Origin of the sequence: Psychromonas sp., assembly GCF_047632995.1 — a bacterium.
In the GTDB taxonomy this organism is placed as follows: domain Bacteria; phylum Pseudomonadota; class Gammaproteobacteria; order Enterobacterales; family Psychromonadaceae; genus Psychromonas.
In genome coordinates, this window is the sequence record NZ_JBLIEK010000054.1 from 1 (window position 1) to 24,653 (window position 24,653).

The following is a 24,653-nucleotide window of genomic DNA, read 5'->3' on the forward strand; positions in this document are numbered from 1 at the left end:
CTGTCTTGGTATCAGTATCTGTACCGACCATATCAGCAGGCCGCCTGTCACCAAGCCCCTTAACTGGGTGCTTCATCCACTGCTGAGCGGCTTCATTATCACCATCGAAAGCCTCTAACGTCACCTGAAGAATATTGTGTAGCCTGTCTTTTTCGTTCATTTTGCTAGTAGCCTCAGTTTGATTATCTAATGAGAAAAATCATGAATATACCTAATGTAATAAGTCTAGGACAAGAACGTCAATGGTTATTGCCGCTTAGTGAGGAGATAGCCTCAAAAGAAGAACATGAACATGCAATCGTCCTAATACAAGACCTACTGAAATAACTCGAAAAACTCACTGCTTTCGCGGTGAGAGGCTATAATTTAATTATCTTACTGTTCCATGCGAGCCACAACAAATCAGTACTTAAATGTTTAGGTCTAGCTTCAACTGAATATCCACCTCTTCAGGCTTAAGCATTACATTTAATCCAAGCAGTCGTATTTCTCTTCCATCCTGACGCAGGAGAATATCCCTTAACAATTCTTTAAAATACTCTAGATCAAGCTGGTTGTGTACATGCTCTATAGTGGTTTGCCTAAAGTCAGAAAACTTAATTTTCACTCCCTGCTTGGTGATATTATTTTCAGGACTGACCTTTTTTAATCTTTTTTCGAGTTCGGGATAAAGTTTCTGCTCTACCACCCTCCAACATTCTTCATAAGTATATATATTATTTGAAAAGGTTCGCTCTACCCCAACAGATTTCCTCTCTCTTTCAGCAACTATTTCACGATTATCTATACCGTGACTTTTATCCCATAGAGAAGCCCCTAAACGACCAAATTTCAACAAAAGTTCTCTGTAGTCACTATTTCTAATGTCTTTGCAATTGTAAAAACCCACTTTATTTAACTTCTCAATACTAACCTTACCTACTCCAGGAATCTTCCCTAACGGCAAGTCATCGATAACTTTCTGCACATCACTGGGGGGGATGACATACTGCCCGTTTGGCTTGTTCATATCTGAAGCTACTTTAGCTAAAAACTTGATTGGGGCAACACCAGCGGAAGCGGTAAGTTGTAGTTCATTCCAAATATCAGAACGAATTGCATTAGCAATAAGTGTTGCCGACCCATGAAAAAGATCACAGTTTGTAACATCCAAATAAGCTTCATCTAACGAAAGAGGTTCAATTAGATTTGTGTAACGTTCAAAAATTTTTTTTAATTGCGCAGATACCTGTTTGTATACCTGCATCCTCCCATTAACGACAACAAGATGAGGACATAATTTTTTGGCCCTCCCTGTAGGCATAGCGGAACGGACACCATACGTTCTGGCCTCATAGTTACAAGTACTAATGACACCGCGTTGCATTTCACTACCACCAACAGCGAGTGGAATATCGCGATAAAGTGGCTCATCCCGCATTTCAACGGAAGCAAAAAACGCATCCATATCTATATGTATAATTTTTCTACAATGTAGATCGCTTTTTATCATACTATCTTCCACTGTCACAAAAGGTCAAAATGTAAAGGATTTTAGGCGTTTTTTGTGGTTAAAAAGGCTCTGTATTCTATACATTACAAAACACTCATTTTCTGTAAAGAATATTTACTACAAATCACTTCGACAACCAAGGTTATTAGTAGCCCAAATAATTAACGCATTAAAATAAATTAATTTTTCTCTTGATAAGAGGTAAAAGCAATCCATATCGATATGGATTATTTTTCGTTGTCTGGTTAAAGAAAGTTCAGTCAAAATCAACACCTGTTTATATAGACAGCCTTATTTTCTACTATTTTTACTAAATAGCAAATATTTACGCTGTTAAGGTTGACCTTAACTTAAGGATAATGGCTAACTGTTAATGCACTGATGGCACAGCACCCCGCTACCGCGCAGATGAGCAAGGCGCCAATTATGCAATTGGTTGATAAAATAAGCGCCGTTCTTGTGCCCGTTGTATTGATTAAAGCATTGCAGAACTCAAACCTGAACAAAACTTACCCATCTATTAACGTTACAAAAAGATAAACAGGTCGCTATGGTAGGCGATGGCGTGAATGATGCTCCTGCGCTCGCACAAGCTGATGTCAGTCTTGCTATGGGTACAGGCAGTAATGTGGCGAAACAAAGCGCCTCTATTACCTTAATGCGTAATGATCCGCGTTTAGTAGCACAAGCGATTGATATTTCCAAAGCAACTTGGGTTAAGATACAACAAAACCTGTTTTGGGCATTTGTTTTTAATACAGTGGCGATTCCCGCTGCCGCTTTAGGCTACTTAAGTCTCGCCATTACAGACGCTGCGATGGCGTAATCCAGCATTACAGTATTAACAAATTCACTGTTATTAAAACGTTTCAGACTTACTAAAAGGCGTTGATTTAAGAAGGAAGTCAATATGTTAACTATCAGTCAAGCCGCTAAAGAAACTGGCTTATCAGTAAAATCAATTCGTCATTATGAAGAGATAGGTTTAATCACCCCGCCACGTGGCGCTAATGACTACCGCTATTACCCAGAAGCATTGATCAAGCAGCTGCATTTTATTAAGAGCACTAAAGATGCGGGTTTTAATTTAAAAGAGAGTAGAGCATTATTACAATTATGTGAAAATAAGACACGCAGCAGCGGTGATGTTAAAGCGATTGCATTACAGAAAATAGAGGAGCTGCAGGCACGTATCGAGCAGCAACAAATCCTTTTAAACAGGCTAAAAACAATAACCGAGCAATGCCATGGAGATGCCGAACCCTGCTGTCCTATTATTGATGCTTTTGCTAAGTAACCTCAGCTCGGAATAAGTAAATTGATACAGCGTAGTGACTTGCTAAAAAAGCCTCGGGAGGCGCTAAATTGGTACAAAAAAGGCGACTATATAAGTCGCCTTAAAAACCATTTTAACTAACTAGTTAGTGACGGTATATTTAATATCTGCATTATCCATTAGCTGTGCAACTAATGCCTGGTACGTCGCTTCAGAAGTTGAACGCGTTAACATCTTCGCGATTTGCTCTTTAGCCGCATTATCAGTAACAGCTGGATCAACATCAATCACAGCAGATAGTTCAACCACCGCATAGTCACCGGTGCTTGTCGTTACCCAATCACGTACCACTTGGTTTGCACTTGGTTTCGCGAGTTTAAAGACCTTCTGAACCACTTCATAATCATAATCACGGCTATAGCGTCCAAAGGTTAAATCGCTGCTAAAAGCGAGATCCTTTTCAGCCAGTTGCCCGGAAACAGACTCCTGCGCATTTAATTTGGCAGTGATTGCTTCTACAAAGGCTTGCGCTTCTATACGTGATTTTTCAGCGGTAAGTTGTGCTGCAATCAGATCAGAAACCTCAGATAGCGGTTGCGGATATGACGCTTTGTGTTCATTAACACGTACGACAATCGCTTTACCATCTGAAATTTCAATAACTTCAGAGTTCATTCTCTGTTCACGGAAATTCAAGTCAAAAACTGTATCTAGAATCGCTTTATCAACCAATATATCAGGCACTTGCTCTTCAGAAAACAGCTCTGTGTGTTGTACTTGAGCGCCGATTACAGTCGCTGCTTCATCTAAGTTATCCGGTGACTCAAAAGCCACTTCACTTAAACGTTGCTGCAATTGGTAATAAAGATCCTTCATGTCTTCCTGTTCTAACGCATTTACAACTTGTTTTTTCACATCCGCTAGCGGCAATGTTTTACTGGCTTGAAGATCAACTAATTTAATAATGTGATAACCAAACTCGGATTTAACAACGCCAGATAATGGTGCTTCTTTGGTTAGCAAGAATGCCGCATTATCAAAGTCAGGATCCATCACGCCACGCTCAAACCACTCTAATTTACCCTGGTTTTTAGCAGAATAAGTGTCGTCGGATTTTGCTTCTGCAAGCTTGCCGAAATCGGCACCCTTTTTAAGCTCGGCTAAAATAGCTGCTGCTTTCTCTTTCGAAGCTTCACTATCACCCTGCACTAAAATATGCGCCACTTTGCGACGTTCAGCGCGTTGGTAATCTGATTGGTGATTATCGTAATAGGTTTCTATATCAGCGTCATTAACTGGCGTAGGAAGTACTAAAGCTGAACTATCCAATAGGACATAATCAACACTCACCTGTTCAGGGTACTGAAATAACTGGGTGTTGTTGTCATAGTAAGTTTTAATTTCATCTGCACTTACTTTTTCGCTATTTTCAAAATCAGCAGCCCTTACTGTTAATACTTTTGCAACCCGCTGTTGTGCTTGCAATTGATACGCTAAATCAACTTCTGCAGGTAAAGAAAATTCGCTACCCACTAACATTTGCAACAACTGGCGACGAGCTAAATCTTGTTTAACACTCTTACTAAATTGAGCCGGTGTGTAAGTCGCGCGACGTAACAAGGATAAGTATCTTTCATTACTAAATTTACCTTCAACTTGAAACTCCATCATTTTACGAATTTCGTTTTTAACTTGCTGATCACCAACACGTAATCCCATTTCGCTGATTGCTTGCGCTATTAAAGACTCTGAAATAAGTGTTTGTGTCGCTTGCGCTCTCACTTGCTGCGTGAAATCTGGGTTTGATGCAAGAACATCAAATTGCTCACCATATTGCTCTTGCAGACGCGCTCGTTCATTTTTATAAGCTTGCTCAACACTTGCTTGGCTAATTTCTTGATCATTAACTTTCACGGCAACAGAGGCACTTCCGCCGCCTAGGTAACCGCTAACACCCGCTAAGGCAAACGATAAGATAATCACACTTAGTATAACTTTCGCTGCAATCCCTTGTGAGCCTTCACGCATTTTATCTAACATAAATATTCTTCTCTGAGAAACTGAAAACAAAAAAGCGCATCATTTGACGCGCTTAATTCATTATTATTCAAACAACATATTAAGCGTTGATTGCATCTTTTAATGATTTACCAGCTTTGAATGCAGGTACTTTGGCAGCTGCGATTTGAATTTCACCGCCCGTTTGTGGGTTACGGCCGGTACGTGCAGCACGCTCTTTCACAGAAAAAGCACCGAAACCGATAAGTGAAACATTATCACCCTCAACTAATGCTTCAGTAACAGTATCAATAAATGCATCTAGTGCACGTCCAGCTGCTGCTTTAGAAATATCTGCACTTTCAGCGATGTTATCGATTAATTGACCTTTGTTCATTTTTTATCCCCATTTTTATAATTGTGGTGTTCACCTTTATATTTATATAGGCAATAAACACACATTGAAATACACTGCACGTAGGCTACGTTGCTATTTAAACTGGTGCAAGTGAATTTATAAGAAATTCTGCAACAAGCCCCTGTTTTATGCGGTTTATCACCTATTTTTCTACTGAAAACCCTTTGAGGCTATCTTGTAGCGCTATCTCTAATACTTCATCAATCCAACGTACCGGTTTAATTTCCAATTGATCTTTGATATTACTCGGAATATCTTCCAGATCGCGGGTATTTTCAAATGGAATTAATACTGTTTTTATACCACCGCGTCTTGCCGCTAATAATTTTTCTTTTAGACCGCCAATTGGCAATACTTCACCGCGTAAGGTGATTTCTCCAGTCATTGCCACATCAGCGCGAACCGGGATCCCTGTAAGGGTAGAAATTAATACCGTACACATCGCCGCCCCGGCACTGGGACCATCTTTGGGTGTTGCACCTTCAGGTACATGAACATGAATATCACGTTTCTCATGAAAATCAGCATTAATTCGCCACTGCTCTGCTTTCGAACGCACTACCGTCATCGCCGCCTGAATAGATTCTTTCATAACATCACCAAGCGAACCCGTATAGGTTAGTTTACCTTTACCTGGAACAGAGGTCGCTTCAATAGTTAATAGTTCACCACCGACTTCCGTCCATGCGAGCCCCGTCACTTGTCCAACTTGATTAGCAGAATCTGCCTTACCAAAGTCATAACGACGTACGCCTAAATAATCCTTTAGGTTATCTATGTTGACATCAACTTTTTTAAGTTTTTTATCCAATAAGATTTGTTTAACGACTTTACGACAAATTTTCGAGATCTCTCTCTCCAATCCACGCACCCCAGCTTCACGGGTATAATAACGAACGATGCCGATAATAGCGCTATCATCAATGTTAATTTCTTTCTCATTCAACCCATTACGTTTTACTTGCTTATTGGTTAAATGCTGCTTGGCAATATTCAATTTTTCATCTTCGGTGTAACCCGATAAACGAATCACTTCCATACGGTCAAGTAATGGCCCCGGGATATTCATTGAATTTGAAGTAGCAACAAACATCACATCGGAGAGATCGTAATCTACTTCAAGGTAATGATCGTTAAAGGTATTATTTTGCTCAGGATCTAATACCTCCAATAGTGCAGAAGCGGGATCACCACGTAGATCTGATGCCATTTTATCGATTTCATCGAGTAAAAACAGTGGGTTTTTAACCCCGACTTTACTCATTTTCTGAATAATTTTACCCGGCAATGAACCAATATAAGTACGGCGATGACCACGAATTTCTGCTTCATCACGTACCCCGCCTAATGCCATACGCACATATTTTCGTCCTGTTGAACGAGCAATAGATTGACCTAATGAAGTTTTACCTACACCCGGCGGCCCCACTAAACATAAAATAGGCCCTTTTAATTTATTAATACGTGTCTGCACTGCAAGGTATTCTAAAATGCGCTCTTTTACTTTATCGAGTCCATAATGATCGGCATCTAATATTTCGTGTGCTTTAGCGATATTCTTCTTAACAGGTGAGCGTTTTTTCCATGGAACATTCAATAAACTTTCAATATAAGTTCTGATCACACTGGCTTCAGATGACATTGGCGACATCATTTTTAATTTTTTCAGCTCAGAAATAGCTTTTTCATAAGCTTCTTTAGACATTCCGGCATTTTCAATTTTCTCTGCCAGCAGATCATGATCATTTTGACCATCTTCAGATTCACCCAGCTCTTTTTGGATAGCTTTCATCTGCTCGTTGAGATAATAATCGCGCTGGCTACGCTCCATCTGCTTTTTAACGCGACTGCGGATCCGTTTTTCGACTTTTAGAATATCTTCTTCACTTTCCATCATCGCCATCAGAAATTCAAAACGCTCAGTGATCGATGTCAATTCTAAAGCGGTTTGTTTATCTTCTAGATTCAATGGCATATGCGCTGCAATCGTATCTGCAAGGCGTTCAGCTTCATCAATACCATTAACGGAAGCCAATACCTCAGGCGGGATCTTTTTATTGAGCTTAATATATGACTCAAACTGTCCCATTACACTGCGTAATAAAGCTTCCTCTTCCTCGTCATCAATTTCCTGACTTTCCAGCAATTCAACTTCCGCAAAAAAATACTCTTCATTATCAATATCATTTATCAGCTGCGCACGTTGCACACCTTCAACTAACACTTTCACCGTACCATCTGGTAATTTAAGCAGTTGCAGAATATTTGCAACTGTACCTATCTTATACAAATCATCCATTTTAGGATCATCTAACGAGGCTTCAGTTTGTGCCACTAAAAATACTTTTTTGCCCTGCTCCATGGCAGCTTCTAAACAATTGATAGATTTTTTTCTACCGACAAACAGTGGAATTACCATATGCGGATATACGACTACATCGCGTAAAGGTAGGACTGGCAGGGTTAATTGCAGCTCTGATTCTGTTTTCATAATATCCCCAGTTACCTGTTTTTATAAGATTTTCAAAACAGGTAAATTTAAAAAAAGCGTGAACAGTAATATTGGGGATTGTATGATATTTTTCAAGGTCATAAATAAAAAAAGGAGCACAAGGCTCCCTTTATTAACAATTAATTGCTTGATTGCTTATTTATCAGACGAAATTAGTTTAGTCGGTTGATCTGAATAGAGCATTAATGGTTGTGACTCCCCGTTAATATCCTTTTCATTCACTACAACTTTATAGACATTATCAACCGATGGTAAGTCATACATTGTTTCCAGCAAGACAGACTCAACGATTGAACGCAAACCACGTGCTCCCGCTTTGCGTACCATCGCTTTTTTAGCCATCGCAATTAATGCTTCTTCGCGGAATTCAAGCTCTACATCTTCTAAAGCAAATAGCGCAGCATATTGTTTAGTAATCGCATTTTTCGGTGTGGTTAATATTTCAACCAATGCTTTTTCATCAAGTTCAGTTAATGTAGCAACAACCGGCAAACGACCAATAAATTCAGGAATCAGTCCATATTTTGCTAAATCTTGCGGCTCAACTTTTTGGAATGTTTCACTCAGTGTCGCTTTTGAATCTTTACCTCGAACTGTGGCACCAAAACCAATACCGGCACCCGTCTCAACGCGTTTCTCGATAATAGAATCTAACCCTGAGAATGCACCACCACAAATAAATAAGATTTTAGAGGTATCAACTTGGATAAACTCTTGGTTAGGGTGCTTACGTCCCCCTTGTGGTGGAATCGAAGCAACAGTACCTTCAATCAGTTTAAGTAATGCTTGTTGCACACCTTCACCCGATACATCACGTGTGATAGATGGGTTTTCTGATTTACGCGTGATTTTATCAATCTCATCAATATAGATGATACCGCGTTGCGCTCGCTCAGGATCGTACTCACATTTCTGGAGCAGTTTTTGAATAATGTTTTCAACATCTTCACCAACATATCCCGCTTCGGTTAATGTTGTCGCATCGGCCATGGTAAAAGGAACATCTAATAGACGAGCCATGGTTTCAGCCAATAATGTCTTACCGCTACCTGTTGGACCGATTAATAGAATATTACTTTTACTGAGTTCGACACCATTAGCAACATCACCGTGTTTGAGACGTTTATAATGGTTATATACAGCTACAGATAATACTTTTTTAGCCGTATCTTGACCAATTACATATTCGTCTAAACTGGCACGGATTTCATGCGGAGTGGGTAATTTTTTATCACTCCCGACTGATTCAGCTGCACTGCTTATTTCAGCAATCTCTTCTTTGATAATATCATCACAAAGATCGACACATTCATTACAAATATAAACCGATGGGCCTGCAATGAGTTTTTTCACCTCATGCTGGCTTTTTCCGCAGAAAGAGCAATAAAGTAGACTATTGCTATCGCCGCTACCGCTGTGTTTATCTGACATTTTGGTTCCTTTAATTATGAGCGTTTTGCTAACACAGAATCTACGATACCGTATTCGACCGCTTCTTCAGCACGCATAAAATTATCACGGTCTGTATCTTTAGCAATAATTTCAATATCTTTACCCGTATGGAATGCTAATAATGCATTCATACGCTGTTTAGTTGCAATGATCTCTTTGGCATGAATCTCAAAATCAGAGGCTTGCCCTTGAAATCCACCTAACGGTTGATGGATCATCACTTTTGCATTGGGTAAGCAATGACGTTTTCCAGCGGCCCCACTTGCCAATAAAAATGCGCCCATGCTGGCTGCCATACCCATACAGACGGTGCTTACATCTGGTTTGATAAATTGCATAGTATCGTAGATAGCCATACCTGCACTGATCGAGCCACCAGGTGAGTTGATGTAAATAAAGATATCTTTTTCTGGGCTTTCTGATTCTAAAAACAGAAGCTGCGCGGCGATCACATTGGCCATCTGATCTTCAACTTGCCCCGTCAAGAAAATAACTCGTTCTTTTAATAAACGAGAATAAATATCATAAGAACGCTCACCTTTTGCTGTTTGTTCCACAACCATAGGTATAAGCGCGTTACTAATTGTATCGGTGTTTCCAGCAAATGGATTTGACATGTTCTACCCTAATAAATAATTTTTAGTATATTAACTACTGAAAATGAAAATGGCTCGAGTGAAATCACACGAGCCATTGAAATCTAAACGATTGTTTTAATAAGCCTTAAGCTTATTAAGCAACAGATTTATTCATAACTTCATCAAATGATTTTTTCACTTGGGTTACTTTAGCTTTTTCAATAATAAAATCAATAGCCTGCTCTTCTAATGCAACATTTTCCATGTTTTGCATCATCTCTTTGTTATTTTTGTAGTATTCAATAACTTCAGTTGGATCTTCGTAGGCAGAAGCTGCAGACTCGATTAATGCAGTTACTTTATCTTGGTCAACTTTTAATTCGTTCACTTTAATAACTTCACCTAATAGTAGGCCAACTTTAACACGTTTTTCAGCTTGTTCCGCAAATAGTTCAGCTGGTAATTCAGGCAAGTTATTTGGATCCATTTGTTTACCGTAACGTTCCATTGCTTGTTTACGTAAAACGTCAACTTCACCATCAACTAAGGATTTTGGTATTTCAATTTCATTATTTTCAACCAATGCTGTTAATACTTTATCTTTCGCGCTATTTTTAAGCACTTGCTCAAGTTCACGGAGCATATTTTGTTTAACATCAGCTTTTAAATTTTCTAAGTCGCCGCTTTCCACACCGAATTTTTTCACAAATTCAGCTGTTACTTCAGGAAGCACTTGCTCTTCTACTTTATTTAATTTGATAGCAAACTGTGCAGCTTTACCTTTTAGGTTTTCCGCATGGTATTCTTCAGGGAAGTTTACCTCGATTGTAAATTCTTCACCTGCTTTCTTGCCTAAGATACCCGTTTCAAAACCAGGAATCATTTTGTTGCTGCCTAGAACGATTTGAAATCCTTCCGCTTTACCGCCTTCAAACAACTCACCGTCAATTGAACCTGCAAAATCAAGTGTAGCTTGATCGCCATCCGCAGCTTCACGTTCAACACTAGTCCATGTAGCGTGCTGTTTACGAAGTGTTTCAATCATATTATCTAAGTCTGCATCCGTTATTTGTGCAGACTCTTGTTCAACAGACAATTCTTCAAGCGCTTTTAGCGTCACTTCAGGATAAACTTCAAATGTTGCAGTGAAAACAAAATCTTCGCCTCTTTGACGCGCTTGAGGAGCAACTGTTGGCGCGCCTGCTGGATTTAATTTCTCAGCCACAATAGCTTCAAAGAAGTTGCGCTGCATTACTTCACTAGCAACTTCATGCTCGACAGACGAGCCAAAACGCTTAGCAATAACTGATACAGGTACTTTACCTGGGCGGAAACCGTCAACACGTTGTGTTTTAGACAAATGGAGAATACGACCATCATACTCTTTTTCAAACAGGTCAGCGGCAACAGTAATAGTAAGCTTACGCTCTAGGCCTTGTGTTGATTCAACAGAAACTTGCATTTTATTTCCTTTATCTTTGATGTTAATAATTTAAGCGATCTCATTGTCTATTAAATAGGGATGAACAAAAAAATAACAAGGGCTAAAATGATTATTTTTCATTTCCCCTGCTACATTTTGTTAAATGAGTGCTTAAAATTTAATTTGTTTATGGAATTTAAGACGCACTATTATAGACCCTGTTTGCTCTTTAGTCGAGTTTTACAAACCTGCAAATATGCTTTCTGCCACACAGTTTTCCATATCTTCCCTTCCCATAAGGATAAAGTAGATAACTTTTTCCCCTTTCGCACCTTATCAATCCATTTTATCGCAAACCGATTGCCTTATAAAACGGTCAACTACTACACTATTTTCAGCAAAATAACTAGCAAGTTAGATCACTGCATCAAGACAGGAAAAATAATGAAAATAGATAACATTAAAACAGTCATATCAGCCACTATATTGTCAAACCACTGGATATCAATCGCTTGCAGGAAACAATACAACGGCTGCAAAGCCGTTTGTTGAGTGAGGAACAAACCACTGAAAACACAAAAAGCTACTTACAATTGTTGCCAGTGCAAAAAGGGGTAATAAATCGTTTACTGGCGATAGATGAGATCTGTTATTTTGTCAGCGATCAAAAATATGTAAAGGTGGTTACTTGTGATGACTCCTTTTTAATTCGAAAAACGTTGGCAGAGTTAGAATACGAGCTGGATAATCAGCAATTTTGGCGCGTTCACCGCAGCAGCATTGTTAATATTAAACAGATCAAGCATAGTAGAAAAACAGTGACAGGCAGGCTTGAATTAACGCTTAAAAACAACCCCGATCAATTAACCGTCAGCCGTAAGTATTTGCAACTGTTTAAATCGCTTTAATAAACGCCAATCACATTTACGATTATAATTTCAGTTTAAAATAGGCAAAGATAGTTAACAGCAAAGGTTAGGAGCCATTATGTCTGCACATCAAAAAATCAATTACTTAGAATTCCCAAGCAAAGATCTGCTTAAAACGAAATCTTTTTTCAGCTCAGTTTTTAGCTGGCAGTTTAACGATTACGGCCCTCAATATTCTGTGTTTTTAGGCGCTGGAATAAACGGAGGTTTTTACCTGTCAACTTTAAATGCATGCACAAAAAATGGCAGCGTATTAACCGTTATTTACAGCAGTAATATAACGGCGACGGCAGAAAAGATTAAACAAGCGGGAGGGGAAATAATTAAACCTATTTTTTCTTTTCCTGGCGGCGTCCGTTTTCATTTTACAGATCCCAATGGCAATGAATACGCAGTTTGGTCAGAGCAGGAATAAATCAGGGAGCGCTAACAGCCTGTTAGCGCTATTTTCTTTAAAGTAGAAAACCTTGTATTCCAGAAAAAACAATCTGTGCTCCGATTGCAGAAACAAATAAGCCGGTAATTTTAGGTAAAATTTCTAAACCTTGCCTGCCCAATAAATCTTGTATTTTGTTTGATAAAAGCAAAACGGCCACTAATGAAATAACTGCAGCGAGTAGCGACAAAACGACCCAAAGAATATTAATGGGCGCTGATGTCTCTGCACCAATAACCATTAAAATACCGATCATTCCCGGACCGACGGCGCTGGGAATAGCCAGCGGCACTATGGCAAAATCCCGGGTTCCTTTTTTTGAATCTGTTGTCGGTATTTCGCTATCAGAGCGGATCATATCTAACGCACTTAAAAATAGCACGGTGCCCGCCCCAATTTTAAATGCATCGAGCGTGATCCCAAACAAGGTAAATATATATTTTCCAAAGAGTAAGAAAGCAAGACTGCCCACTGTAACTGCAATCGCCATCTTGAAAATAACACTCTTTTTTTCCACCCACGTGAGATGCTTACTCATAGTTAAAAAAAGCGATAATACAAAAAATGGGGTCATCATAAAAAAGAGTTTTAAGTACAAAGTAAAAAACGATTCCATCACCCATCCTAATATTGTCTATATATTGGCCGCGATGCTAACATAAAAAAAACATTTCCCCGATCAATATTGAGCGGTAAACTAAAATAGTTATAACCTCTAACACGCATCTTTATCAACAACAAAGATCAGCACAAGTGGCATTTAGCAGAGCGATTAAATCACTCGATTTTAATTCAATATCCAGCCCTCTTTTCCCGGCACTAACATAGATAGTTGCATAATTTAACGCATGCTTATCAAGCGCTGTTTTGAGCCGTTTTTTCTGTGCCAACGGACTGACACCGCCCAACACGTAACCGGTTGAACGCAGCACCTCATGGGGATCTGCCATGGCAGCTTTTTTAGCACCAAATACTTTTGCAATCTGTTTCATGCTCAGTCTTGCAACAACGGGTAAAATGGCCACAACCAACTGGGTATTATCTAAACTCACCACTAATGTTTTAAACACCTGTTTAGGATCCGCCCCTATTTTGCTTGCCGCCTCCAAACCATAAGATTCGCTGCTTTTATCATGTCGGTATTGGTGAATTTGAAAAGGGAGCTGCTGTTTTTGGATCAATTTTATTGCGGGTGTCATCTATAATTCAATCCTGTCATATGTGTGTATGAATTTCCCTGCTGTCAGACTATGGCAGCACGGTACTCCACTAATAAAGCCATTTTTTATGATCACTGATTGCCATTTTTTAAATCACTAACAACACAATTTCGTCCACTGCGTTTGGCAACATATAAGAGTTCATCAGCACGTTTGACTAGTGCTTTTATGCTTTCTTTCTCACGTAACTGGCTAACACCGATACTGACGGTGATTCTATCCTGCTCAACCATCATAGTTGCATGAACATGCTCTCTAATACGCTCACAAACAAGCAGCGCTTCATTTAAATTCGTTTCCGGCAGCAAAATAATAAACTCTTCCCCTCCCCAACGATAAACCATATCAATATTACGAATAATGTCTGTAAAGTAAGTCACTAATGATTGTAATACTTTATCGCCTACAGAATGACCATATTTATCATTGATCGCCTTAAAATGGTCGATATCGACAAAGGCAAGGCAGAGGCTATGGTTATGGCGTAAATGGCGATCTCTTTCTAAATTCGCGTTGTTTTGAAATTTACGGCGATTACCCGCTAAGGTTAATGGATCATGTAATGCTGCATTTTCAGCCTCTTGGCGTAAGTGATCGGTTAATGAATTAGCTTTTTTTAATGCGGCGGCACGCTCTACGAGACTATTTTCTAAATAGCGCTGTAATACCCATAAAAACCCCAATACAAAAGCAATGCTGTAAAGCATAAAACTCAAGACGGATATCTGTTGCAGCCAATCTGCATTCATAAAATGAGAGTCTACTTTTCTAATCAGCACAATCACAATCTGCAGCAGCGTAACAAGAACAAAGAAAATTATGATTGTCGCTGTGTATTTATGCTCAATGGCAGGGGACTTTATATGGATAGGCTTTAACAGATCAATCACGGTTAAAATTGAATAAGTGATAACAAACAATGAGGTAATAATAATACACATGTCCGTATCAAAATCGATATAGGTATAATAGGCAAATAAGCAGGTAAAGAGTAACAGTGATAACAGCACAGTTTTTAGAGGGAAAGGCAGTCCTTGAAAGTTACGGGTACCTTGCCAGACAAAAACCACCCATAACAGATAAAGACTATTGCCCATAATAATCGAAATAAAAGAGGGGAGATAATCACTGTTTGAGATCAACATCGCGCCCATCATAACAGAGCCAAATCCAAGAGAGATCCAGACTAAACTGGCGTTTGATTTTCTGGTCCGCCAAATAATCAGCATCATAATCGAGACAATGAACGCGGTGAGCATATTGGCAATAAAAAGCGTGCGTATATCTAAATCCATCCCCCCTCCTGTACAAAAAATAAGGAAAAGAACAGCAATCAATCACTTTTCTATGCCTTAGATTGTAGCAAGCAAAACACACGAGTACCAAATGGCGGATAATTAATCTTAATTTATTTGTCCTCGTTATTTTTGTTTTCTGGCTGCAACTGTAAACGCTCAATTAAACGACTGGCGCGCTCTGTTTTATGCTTGATTGCACTGGCCATTAAAGGCAAATCGACAAATAGGGTGAGTTGTTTTTTAGCGCGGGTAATGCCCGTATAAATCAGTTCGCGCGTTACCACTGGCAACGGGTTTTCGGGTAACAGTAAGACCGTATGTTCAAACTCCGATCCCTGACTTTTATGTACCGTCATCGCGAAGACTGTGTTATGCGCAGGTAATCGACTCGGCTGAAAATCTGCGATTGAACCGTCTGATATTTGAAAATAGATACGTAACTGATTTTCATCATCCATTAAACACAAACCAATATCACCATTGTACAAACCTAAATGGTAGTTGTTTTGGGTTATCATAATGGGCCGGCCAATATACCAAGTGTCACGTTCATTGCCCTGAAAATCAACAGGTTTACTTATCAATCCCGCTTTTATTAAGACACGCTCACAACGTCTATTAAGGCCATCAACCCCCCATTCACCTTCCCGCGTTGCACAAAGCAGTTTGAATTGATTAAACTGCTTTAATAAATTTTTCGCACTGTCACGATTTATTGCGCTGATCGGTGCCAGGCTTTGCAAATAGTGTGTGTACCCCGCCAATATCAATTTATCTAACGCTGTAAAAGCGAGTTCGTTATTGGTGAAATAGGACAAATCATTATAATCATTGCACAGTTTTAAAAGCTGTTTGCTGGTTGCCTGCCCCGAGTTAACCGCTTTTGCTAAATAACCTATACCCGAATATTGATCAAAGCGATAACTTTTGCGCAGTAAACATAAGTTGTCAGCCATATTTGAAATGGTATCTTGTTGTTTATTCACTAACGAGGTAAAGCCGGTTAAATCAGCCAACAGTTGTCCTTTTTCCTGACTGTAGCCAGACTCAATAAAAGAACAGATATCCCCCAATACCGAGCCCGCTTCCACCGAGGCGAGTTGGTCTTTATCACCTAATAAAATCAAACGCGCATCAGCGGGCAGTGCCATCAGTAACTTCGCCATCAAGGACAGATCTACCATTGAAGCTTCATCGACGAGTAACAAGTCTAAATGCAGTTTATTGCTGGCATCATGGCGGAAATGGTTACTGTTACTTTTAACGCCCAATAAACGGTGAATGGTACTCGCTTCACTGGGTATTTTTGCTTTTAACTCATCATCAATATCTAATCCAATTAAAGCCTGATTAATAGATTCAGTTAAACGTGCAGCCGCTTTTCCAGTCGGTGCAACCATCTTAATCAGCAAACCGGGCTGCGCTTTTAATAACAGCGCCAGCAGCTTAGTCACTGTCGTCGTTTTGCCCGTACCCGGGCCACCTGAGATAACGCAGCGCGCAGAGCTAAGGGCAACGGCGGCGCTTACTTTCTGCCAATCACAACGGTCACTTTCTGTAATTAAAGTAGACAACAGGTGCAGATCCTGACTCTGTTTTGCCTGCTTGAAAACAGTTTCAATTTGCGCCCAGTCAACTGCAGCCTGCGGCAATAGATCTAATAATTTTTCACATAACTTATCAACAGACTGGTTTTTATCAGCGCTCCAGGCGTGCCATAAATAATCATAATTGATAGCAAACAAGGCATCCAACTCGGCTTTGATATCAGCAGTTAAGCTCAGTTGCGGCTGATCTAATAATTTATCGGCAATCAGCTGCTCAAACTGCGCGTAACGAGTCAGATAAAGCGCATTAAACTGCAGACTCAATGGCGCCTCGTCACCGATACACAAAGAGTCGCTTAATAATGAATGCGTTTCTTGGCTGTTTTTCAACAAACATTCAATATCATGGGTTTGGCAGAAAACTTGTAAATTAACCTCCGTGCTTAGACACTTCTCATTAAGGCGCTGCACTATCTCATCAAGCGGCAGACAGATATGCCCGAGCCCTAAATGTTCACTGGTGAAAGCCGCGCTTAAGGTCGTTAATTTATCCCCTCCCAACTCGCTGATAAATTTTGCAAAGTGATAGTCTATCGAGCGCAATAAGCCCAATGTTTTCCATTGCTTAAGCTGCGTTAACATAATGACTCCTGCGCCAATTTGGTGTGATTTTTTTGCCCGGAAAAAAGGCGGTCCAGGCCATCTATTAAAGCAAAACTGGGCTTATTAAAATAGACGCCAAACTGATTATCCCCCTGCATCCCCCGTAAGAATAGATAGTAAACACCGCCAATATGGGTCTCGTAATCGTACTCAGGCAAGCGGGATTTAAGCAGACGGTGCAGAGCCAAGGTATAAAGCTGATATTGAAAATCATATCTATGTTCAATCATTGCCAGCTCAATATTGTATTGATTATAATCTTCCAGGTTATCGCCCAGATAATTCGATTTATAATCCAAGATATAATACTGACCGTTGCATTCAAAAGTGAGGTCGATAAAACCTTTTAAGAACCCCTGCACACTCTGAAACTGCAGTTCACCCGCACGCGCCGATAGCGGATCATATTGCTCAATCAAGCGATTCACCTCGCGTGCATGCAGCTGTTTCATATTGATAAAAAACTGCATCTCAACTTTCTTTTTTGCTGCCGTTATAGCGCGTAATTTAATGCCCTGCTCAGAGTCTGAATTATTATCTGAGTGATGATTTAAGTTATGATCTAAAATCTGTTCAATCCAAGTTGCTAAAACAGGCCCCCATAAATCAGGCTCATCATAAAGATGCTGTTGCAGTTGGTCATTAATAACAGCGGTTAACTCCTCACTACTGACCTGTGAAAAATCAATCAACTCAAATAACTGGTGTAAGAAGCTACCGTGCTTGGCCCCTCTTGGGAAGCTAAAAGGATTTTTAAGCGCAGCCTGCTCGGGTAACGTGGCCACTTTTTCACTTTTATTGTCGTTCGCTGATGTGCCGCTATGAAAACGCGATAATGATGAATAGCTGCTTATCCAGTAATTTCTTTCAATTACACCAGAAAAAACGGCTGGGGCAACCAACGTTACCCCACTTTGCTCAACCAGATAGGGCGTTTCATCGAAAACAGGCGGCGTGCGGATAGATATATTATTCGAGGTTTGAGACATATTTTCGAGCAGATTATTCAAACGTTCGGTATCGCCCGCAAGCAGATCTTTACCCCCCTGCAGGCAGATATAACCGAGGGCACTTTTAGCCAGCGGACTGTTTTTTACGCGCCCCGTTTTATAACTGCCAACACCGATATAACAGCGGTATTTGCTGCGGGTCAGTCCAACATATAGCAATCGCAACTCCTCCGCTAACTGCTCTTTTTCAGTTAACTGCAGATGCGTTGCAGTATTGTTGAGATCGTAAATCAGCTGATGCTGCTGAGCGGGATCATGATATAGACACTCGCTCGGTTTGCGATATAAACCTGTATAGGGCATAAACACAATATCGTACTCCAGCCCTTTGGATTTATGCAAGGTACTGACTTGCACGAGATCCTTTTCACTTTCAAGACGCTGCTTTTGCTCACCCTGGCCGCTATTGGCTTGCTTTATCTGCTCACTAAACCAGCGCAGCAAGGCAAAATCCCCATCATAATCGACACTGTTTTTTTGCAGTAATTCGGCAAGATGCAGAACATCAGTGAGTGCACGTTCGCCCTGCGACGAATTGAGCAGATGTGCGCTTATACCCTGTTGATGGAAGAGCTTATGAAGCATAGCGAGCACACCAGATTTTGCCCACACGGCGCGGTATTCAATAAATTGCGCTATTTTATCTTCCCATAAGCGTGTATCAGATAGTAACTGATGAACCTGATATGGGCTGTGGGCAAAGAGCTTGCAGGCTACCGCGCTGCGTAATAAGCGTTCATTTTCCGGGTTTAAACAGGCTTGTAAAATACGCAACAGATCCTGCGCCAACGGCGTCGTATAGACACTTTCTTTGAGCGACAGATAAACACTGTTAATATTTTCATCAAGCAGCGCTTTGCGCATTAACGCCGCTTCTTTGCCCGTACGCACTAAAATAGCAATATCATGAGCACGAATTGGCCGCTGTTTTCCGCCATCATCTTCTAAGTAGGCTTTGCCTTGCTGCGCCAATAACAGTATCTTTTTTATCTCATTAACACAGGCTCGCGTGATCGATTCTTTAAACCCTTGCGCATTTTCTCCGCCAGCACAGTGAATAAACTGCAAAGCACGCTGCGTGACATCATCGCGATTATCCATCACTAGTCTTTTACGTTTAATATCAGGCGCTTTAACTGCAATAAAGGGAATATCCTCATTATAAATAAAAGGTGCTGGGCAATATTCAAAAAAAGCATTCACTGCATTAATCATTTCAGGACTGGAGCGATAATTATAATCCAAGCTGTAATGGGCAGTAACATTCTGTCTTGCTTGCATATAGGTAAAAATATCTGCGCCGCGAAAGCTGTAAATTGCCTGCTTAGGGTCACCTATCATAAACAGACCCGCACTTTTATGAGCCGATTCCAGCGGATCCGATTGCTGGTAGATAGTCTGGAAGATTCGATATTGCACAGGATCGGTATCTTGGAATTCATCAATTAATGCTATCGGATAAGCCGCCCTAATTTGCAGCGCAAGGTGATTATCAACAGAGTGCTGCAGCGCATCATCTAGGCGGGTAAGCAGATCATCAAAACCTAATAACATCTGTACCTGTTTACTGGCTTGCAGATGCGCGCGCACCCAACCGGTCGCCTTTATCAATAAGGTGTTTTTTAAAGAAAGATCCTGCTCAAGCAACGCTTCAATTTGCGAAAATACCGGATGTTTAGGCGCCGCCCCTTTTGCTGTTTTTTCATCTAGGGTTTTCTGGGAAAATTTCTCCAAGCTTTTAGGCAAGGTTAACGAGTAGCTGGACTGGAATGCCCATTGTGAAATTTCAGTTAACCAGGCGGGCAAATTTTTCTTCGTATAACTGCGCTTGGAAACATCTGAGTGGCTGATAATATCAAAATAGTCCGCTTTATCTTTTAACCAGCTATCTTTTAATTCTTTAATCGCCTGCAAGCTTGATTCATATTTTTTTTTGAAATCAAAATCATGAATATCGGGTAAAAACTGCAGATCATTACGCGCGAGCCAGCTGCGCAGCTGGTTCTTTAACTGCTCTGGACTTTGCCAGTAACTAAAAATAAGTTCAGTTAACGGTATTGATAAATAATAAAAATGGCTGCGCCAAAAATCGTTGCACGCCTGTAATAGCAGTTTAGAATCATCCTCTAATAAGCTTTGCTGAAATAAACTGCCGGACTCAAAAGCATTCTGCATCAGCATGCGCTGGCAAAAACCATGAATCGTATAAATAGCCGCTTCATCCATCTGCAGTTCAGCAAAACGCAGCAAGCGAATAGCCATCTGCTGATCCTGACTTTGTTCTATAAGTGCTTGTGTGAAAGGATCATTGCTACTGCCTTGAATAAACTCTAAGCGTACCTGCATAATACGCTCGCGAATTCGCGATCTGAGTTCGGCCGTTGCCGCTTCGGTAAAGGTCACCACTAAGATCTGCTCAACCGTTAACGGTTTTTGATGGGCATTGTTAGCCGCCTCGCTATCACCATGGCCTAATAACAAACGGATAAACAGACTGGCAATGGTATAGGTTTTACCCGTACCCGCAGACGCTTCAATCAGGCGCTGCCCGTATAGCGGGAAGGTTAATGGATCTAATCCTAAAACAGAGGGCTGTACCATTATTTTTGATTCACTCATTCCGCTTCCTCCCAAGGTTCATATTCAATGGTACTGATATTCGCTAAAATGGGTTTAAATACCTGCAGCGCAAAAGTTTCAAACGCCAACCAATGATCTTCTAAATTATCAAAGCAACGTTTGATATAGGGATCGTCTCCTTCTGCGAAACCTCGGCTATTGGTAAATATCTCCAAGGCCGCCTTTTGCCCTTCGGCGCGCGCATCAAAATTCAAATCATCTAAAATATAACAGTCAGGCTGCTGCAGATGGACCATAGTTATCCAGGCAAAAGCGCTCTGAATGAAAAAAGGCAAGGGTGTCTGTAATCCCGTTTCATATAAGGCGATCAGTTCCGTTAATTTATTATAAGCGTAATCGGCAGGCACCTCTTCAAAGTAGATACCATTGGCTTGACCCAGTAAACTCGAATTAAGATGGTTTCCGTAGGCGATGCAGTAACAAAGATGCTCTACCCATAGGGATAAAATATCTTTTCCTTTAATAGCGCCGGTTTTAACACGCACCAGACCATTTTCACAATGATCGCTTAATTCGCCCAGCAAACGTTTTTCCGCAAATTGGATGTCGATATTAATAGTCTCAATCTCACCCACAAAATAGCCAGCGGTTAGATCAGCAAGATCGCACATGCTTTGCAGATCCTTACTAAAAATAAGGGGTGCAAACGCCCCTAACGGTAATTCACCCGTTGCCTTCACTTGTGTAAATAAGCTCTCTAATGGTTTGCCTTCCAGGGCATATTCAAACTGCCTGTTTTTAAGCTGGTACTGTTGTAAGTGATTTAAGGAGAAAGGTTCGTCGTTATCCTGCTCACTCTCATCAAGCTCAAAATAGACATCCAGGCGCTGGTTAAAAAAGGCTTTACAGGGATGTTTTAAAAACTGTTTCAGATGCTGCAACTGCACTTCAATTAACGGTTCATCCAGCGGCAGTTTCTGCTCATCTGGCACTTCGCTCTGCTTAAGCGATAATGCATTCCACCAATTTTGGTTAAACGTTTTAAACGCGCCTTGATAATAGGTCTCGCTAAAACTTTGCATCGGGTAACTGTGGTTAATAAAAGTTAATAAGGCTTTTTCTGCAGCGCTACTGCTATCTTCTAGATTCGCTTGTAAAACAAAACTCTGCTGGCAATAATTAAGCAGTTCTGAAACTAATACCGAGGCGGTTTTTTCACTGTTATCATTAATATTGCGGCCTATATAACTGATATATAATCTATCCTGCGCAGAGAGTAGTGCTTCTAAAAACAGATATCTATCTTCCTCACGACGAGAGCGATCCCCTCGCTGACGATGCCCGACCATCAAATCAAAGCCCATCGGTACAATGTTGCGCGGATACTGGCCGTCATTCATGCCTAATAAACAGACCACTTTAAAGGGGATAGAACGCATCGGCATCAAGGTACAAAAATTAACCTGCCCGGTTAAAAAACGCTGGCTGCTGGACTGATTTGCAAGATGATTTTCAAGATGTTCAATTAATACGAAGAGTGATATAGGTTGCGTAAACTGAGCTTGCTGGGTATGAATAACCAAGTTATCAAGTTGATCGCGGATCATAGTCAGTACCGGACTCGTATCGTCATCCTCAAGGTAAAAAGTGTCAATAAGTCGATACACAAAAGCCTGCCATTGTGGGGCGGTATACTCTTGCTTTAAGTCAGTTTCCAGCTCTATTAGTGCATCGATAAAATCAATAAAACGGCCTAACAACTCCCCTTGCAGCCCTTGCACTTCATCATAGGGAGCGATATCTGCAAACATCAGATCGCTCATAGCATAGCCAAGCAGCATACGTTTTAAACCAAAAATCCAGCTATTTTGCGGTAATTCAGGGAGATTCCACTGCGTCGCACTTTTCTCATCCAATCCCCAGCGGATCCCGCTTTCATTAATCCACTTTTGTAATAAAACAAAGTCATCTTGGTTTAGCTGGAAACGTTGTAAAATGGCAGGCACTTCCAGTAAAGCAAAAATATCTTCTCGTGTATAACGGCTTTGATTGAGATTGAGTAGCTGTAAAAAACTCACTAAAATAGGATTTTCTTGTTGTGCACTGACATCTGAAATAGAAAATGGGATATAACAGTTTTTTTCAACACTGCTAAAAACAGCCTTCAGATAAGGCGCATAACTATCAATATTAGGCACCATCACGATAATATCTTTAGGCGTTAAGGCCTTATCAGATGCAAACATGGCCAGTAGATTATCATGCAGAATTTCCACTTCACGCATGACACTATGCGCTAAATGTACGCTGAGTGACTGATCATCCTTATCAATAAGGGTGCGCTTCGAAAGATCCTGACAAAGTGGCGAGCTGCTATCTTGCAGATCTAAAATATCCGCTTGAATATGATACAATAGATTGTCCGGATTGATATCAACAAACGCATCGACCTCCTGCTGCTCTAATGCATACACTTGGTATAAAAAATCACGCCCCATTTTTCCCATTGATGCTAATAATGGATTACCCACCTCGTTATCCTGATCATCACTCATCGCCCACTGAAAATGAGTTTGATCTTTCTGCCAACTGCTGTCCGCTAGATTTTTTAGATGGCCCTGCTCAACCGATAATTTAGGACGACTTTGTGCAAAACGTTTAGCAAGCAGTTTGGGATCAACAATATCTGCCCAGTAAAAACGGCATGGATTACTTAATAGAAAATGTACATCACAGTGCTTAGCAAGCCCTAATAAAGCCTGCAGATAGGATTGCGGCAATGCAGAAACACCAAACACAAAAATGCGTTTTGGCAGGTGGCTTACTGTTTTTTGGCTATCCAGTTTTTCTAAAAAATCTTTATAGAGACCGGCGCGATGATACGCTTTACCCTGCTGCGCAAAATTGTGTTCAATGCTGATAGAAAGCTTTTTCCAAAGCTTGGCTTGCCAGCGCTGATCACCTAACCATAAGGGGATTGATTGTTTATTTTCAATGGTCCATGTGGCTAATTGTTGTTCACTGCAGCTTTCCCAGGCTTCAATCCACTCGGGCCGATAAACTAAATATTGGTCAAATATATCGGCTATTTTTTGGCTAAGCTGAAAGCGTTTACGTAGCTGTAAATCGTCTTCTAGATAATGTAATAAAGCAGCGAAATCTGGATCATCCAAACACTCAGGCAACAGACGCATGATTTGCCAGGTCATTGATATTTTATTAAAGGGGCTGGCATCAGGGACATCTGGCAGGAGTTCTTTAAACTGCTGCCAAATAAAACTGGCAGGCAAGGGAAAGTCGATATTGGCGGCAATACCAGTTGCCTGTGCAATCTGCAGCTGTAACCACTGCGCCATCCCCGGACTCTGCACTAGAATGGTTTCATTCTCAAACGGGTTATCAAGCGGCGACTGCTCCATCAAAGCAACAAGCAGATCTTTTAATAAGTCTAATTGATTAGAATGGTAAACTTTAAACACAAGCAGATGCCTTTTAATTAATGTAATTTTTCAATAGTATACATAAAAGGGTTAAGCATAAAAACATCCATCCAAAGAAGAACAGAGGATAGCCCGGACTCGCATTCAACACGTTGAGTTCACAATAGAAAGGAAGGCAGAACTCCTTGATCCGAAAGACGAAGTCAACTTTGTTTAACCATGATGAAGTATTAAAATTTAAAAGCAAAAAGGTGCCTAGCAATGGTCAGGATTCGCAGAGCTCATCCGCTCATGAACCTTGGCTGCCGCAAAATTCGCCCTACTATCACATGCGAACCCTTATCGTTGCATTGCAGTCCCTTGAACAAGGTTCAAGGGACT

General features: G+C 40.6%; 18 protein-coding genes. 4 read left to right on the plus strand and 14 right to left on the minus strand.

The window, feature by feature from the left end; translation table 11 throughout:
* Both ACJAT7_RS10605 and dinB read right to left on the minus strand, forming a co-directional pair.
* Nucleotides 1-160: antitoxin Xre/MbcA/ParS toxin-binding domain-containing protein (locus ACJAT7_RS10605; protein ID WP_415226789.1), on the minus strand; the 160-nt coding region annotated here is incomplete at its 3' end.
* Between the two features lie 249 nt (nucleotides 161-409).
* The gene (gene dinB / locus ACJAT7_RS10610) at nucleotides 410-1,492 is read right to left on the minus strand and encodes a DNA polymerase IV (RefSeq protein WP_415226772.1); all 1,083 of its coding nucleotides are present in this window, start codon (nucleotides 1,490-1,492) and stop codon (nucleotides 410-412) included.
* Nucleotides 1,493-2,057: 565 nt separating this feature from the next.
* On the opposite strand from dinB, the gene ACJAT7_RS10615 reads away from it, so the two are divergent.
* Both ACJAT7_RS10615 and ACJAT7_RS10620 read left to right on the plus strand, forming a co-directional pair.
* Nucleotides 2,058-2,318, plus strand: coding sequence for a hypothetical protein (locus tag ACJAT7_RS10615; RefSeq protein ID WP_415226773.1), 261 nt, complete (start codon nucleotides 2,058-2,060; stop codon nucleotides 2,316-2,318).
* An 84-nt stretch (nucleotides 2,319-2,402) separates the two neighbouring features.
* A complete protein-coding gene (locus ACJAT7_RS10620) occupies nucleotides 2,403-2,789 on the plus strand; it encodes a MerR family transcriptional regulator (protein WP_415226774.1) in 387 nt (128 codons plus the stop codon).
* A gap of 120 nt (nucleotides 2,790-2,909) precedes the next feature.
* On the opposite strand, the gene ACJAT7_RS10625 is transcribed toward ACJAT7_RS10620, so the two are convergent.
* The 6 genes from ACJAT7_RS10625 to tig form a co-directional block, all read right to left on the minus strand.
* Nucleotides 2,910-4,808, minus strand: a complete 1,899-nt coding sequence (locus ACJAT7_RS10625) for a SurA N-terminal domain-containing protein (RefSeq protein ID WP_415226775.1) — start codon at nucleotides 4,806-4,808, stop codon at nucleotides 2,910-2,912.
* A gap of 79 nt (nucleotides 4,809-4,887) precedes the next feature.
* On the minus strand, nucleotides 4,888-5,163 hold the full coding sequence (locus ACJAT7_RS10630; RefSeq protein WP_415226776.1) for an HU family DNA-binding protein: 276 nt from the start codon (nucleotides 5,161-5,163) through the stop codon (nucleotides 4,888-4,890).
* Nucleotides 5,164-5,326: 163 nt separating this feature from the next.
* Nucleotides 5,327-7,675, minus strand: a complete 2,349-nt coding sequence (gene lon, locus ACJAT7_RS10635; RefSeq protein WP_415226777.1) for an endopeptidase La — start codon at nucleotides 7,673-7,675, stop codon at nucleotides 5,327-5,329.
* 156 nt (nucleotides 7,676-7,831) lie between these two features.
* The gene (gene clpX, locus ACJAT7_RS10640; protein WP_415226778.1) at nucleotides 7,832-9,127 is read right to left on the minus strand and encodes an ATP-dependent protease ATP-binding subunit ClpX; all 1,296 of its coding nucleotides are present in this window, start codon (nucleotides 9,125-9,127) and stop codon (nucleotides 7,832-7,834) included.
* Nucleotides 9,128-9,141: 14 nt separating this feature from the next.
* Nucleotides 9,142-9,765 carry an ATP-dependent Clp endopeptidase proteolytic subunit ClpP gene (gene clpP, locus ACJAT7_RS10645; RefSeq protein WP_415226779.1) on the minus strand — a complete coding sequence of 208 codons (624 nt, stop codon included), beginning with the start codon at nucleotides 9,763-9,765 and terminating at the stop codon, nucleotides 9,142-9,144.
* Between the two features lie 115 nt (nucleotides 9,766-9,880).
* Nucleotides 9,881-11,188 (minus strand): trigger factor, encoded by a 1,308-nt coding sequence (tig, locus tag ACJAT7_RS10650; RefSeq protein WP_415226780.1) that lies wholly within the window; start codon nucleotides 11,186-11,188, stop codon nucleotides 9,881-9,883.
* A gap of 473 nt (nucleotides 11,189-11,661) precedes the next feature.
* Here tig and ACJAT7_RS10655 point away from each other — a divergent pair, with 473 nt between their 5' ends.
* Both ACJAT7_RS10655 and ACJAT7_RS10660 read left to right on the plus strand, forming a co-directional pair.
* Nucleotides 11,662-12,057: a LytR/AlgR family response regulator transcription factor gene (locus tag ACJAT7_RS10655; protein ID WP_415226781.1), complete on the plus strand. Its 396-nt coding sequence runs from the start codon at nucleotides 11,662-11,664 to the stop codon at nucleotides 12,055-12,057.
* 79 nt (nucleotides 12,058-12,136) lie between these two features.
* Nucleotides 12,137-12,493 carry a VOC family protein gene (locus ACJAT7_RS10660; RefSeq protein ID WP_415226782.1) on the plus strand — a complete coding sequence of 119 codons (357 nt, stop codon included), beginning with the start codon at nucleotides 12,137-12,139 and terminating at the stop codon, nucleotides 12,491-12,493.
* A gap of 37 nt (nucleotides 12,494-12,530) precedes the next feature.
* Here ACJAT7_RS10660 and ACJAT7_RS10665 read toward each other — a convergent pair whose 3' ends face one another.
* The 6 genes from ACJAT7_RS10665 to recC all read right to left on the minus strand — a co-directional run bounded on the left by ACJAT7_RS10665 (nucleotide 12,531) and on the right by recC (nucleotide 24,311).
* On the minus strand, nucleotides 12,531-13,130 hold the full coding sequence (locus ACJAT7_RS10665; protein ID WP_415226783.1) for a MarC family protein: 600 nt from the start codon (nucleotides 13,128-13,130) through the stop codon (nucleotides 12,531-12,533).
* Nucleotides 13,131-13,245: 115 nt separating this feature from the next.
* Entirely contained in the window at nucleotides 13,246-13,713 is a 468-nt protein-coding gene (gene ybaK / locus ACJAT7_RS10670; RefSeq protein WP_415226784.1) for a Cys-tRNA(Pro) deacylase, read from the minus strand.
* A gap of 92 nt (nucleotides 13,714-13,805) precedes the next feature.
* A complete protein-coding gene (locus ACJAT7_RS10675) occupies nucleotides 13,806-15,029 on the minus strand; it encodes a GGDEF domain-containing protein (protein WP_415226785.1) in 1,224 nt (407 codons plus the stop codon).
* A gap of 113 nt (nucleotides 15,030-15,142) precedes the next feature.
* Complete coding sequence (recD, locus tag ACJAT7_RS10680) at nucleotides 15,143-17,221, minus strand: exodeoxyribonuclease V subunit alpha (protein WP_415226786.1); 2,079 nt, start codon at nucleotides 17,219-17,221, stop codon at nucleotides 15,143-15,145.
* Nucleotides 17,215-20,871, minus strand: a complete 3,657-nt coding sequence (gene recB / locus ACJAT7_RS10685) for an exodeoxyribonuclease V subunit beta (RefSeq protein WP_415226787.1) — start codon at nucleotides 20,869-20,871, stop codon at nucleotides 17,215-17,217. The genes recD and recB overlap by 7 nt, the downstream gene beginning before the upstream one ends.
* Nucleotides 20,868-24,311: an exodeoxyribonuclease V subunit gamma gene (gene recC / locus ACJAT7_RS10690; protein ID WP_415226788.1), complete on the minus strand. Its 3,444-nt coding sequence runs from the start codon at nucleotides 24,309-24,311 to the stop codon at nucleotides 20,868-20,870. Before recC ends, recB begins: the two co-directional genes overlap by 4 nt.
* Between the last annotated feature and the right edge of the window lie 342 nt (nucleotides 24,312-24,653).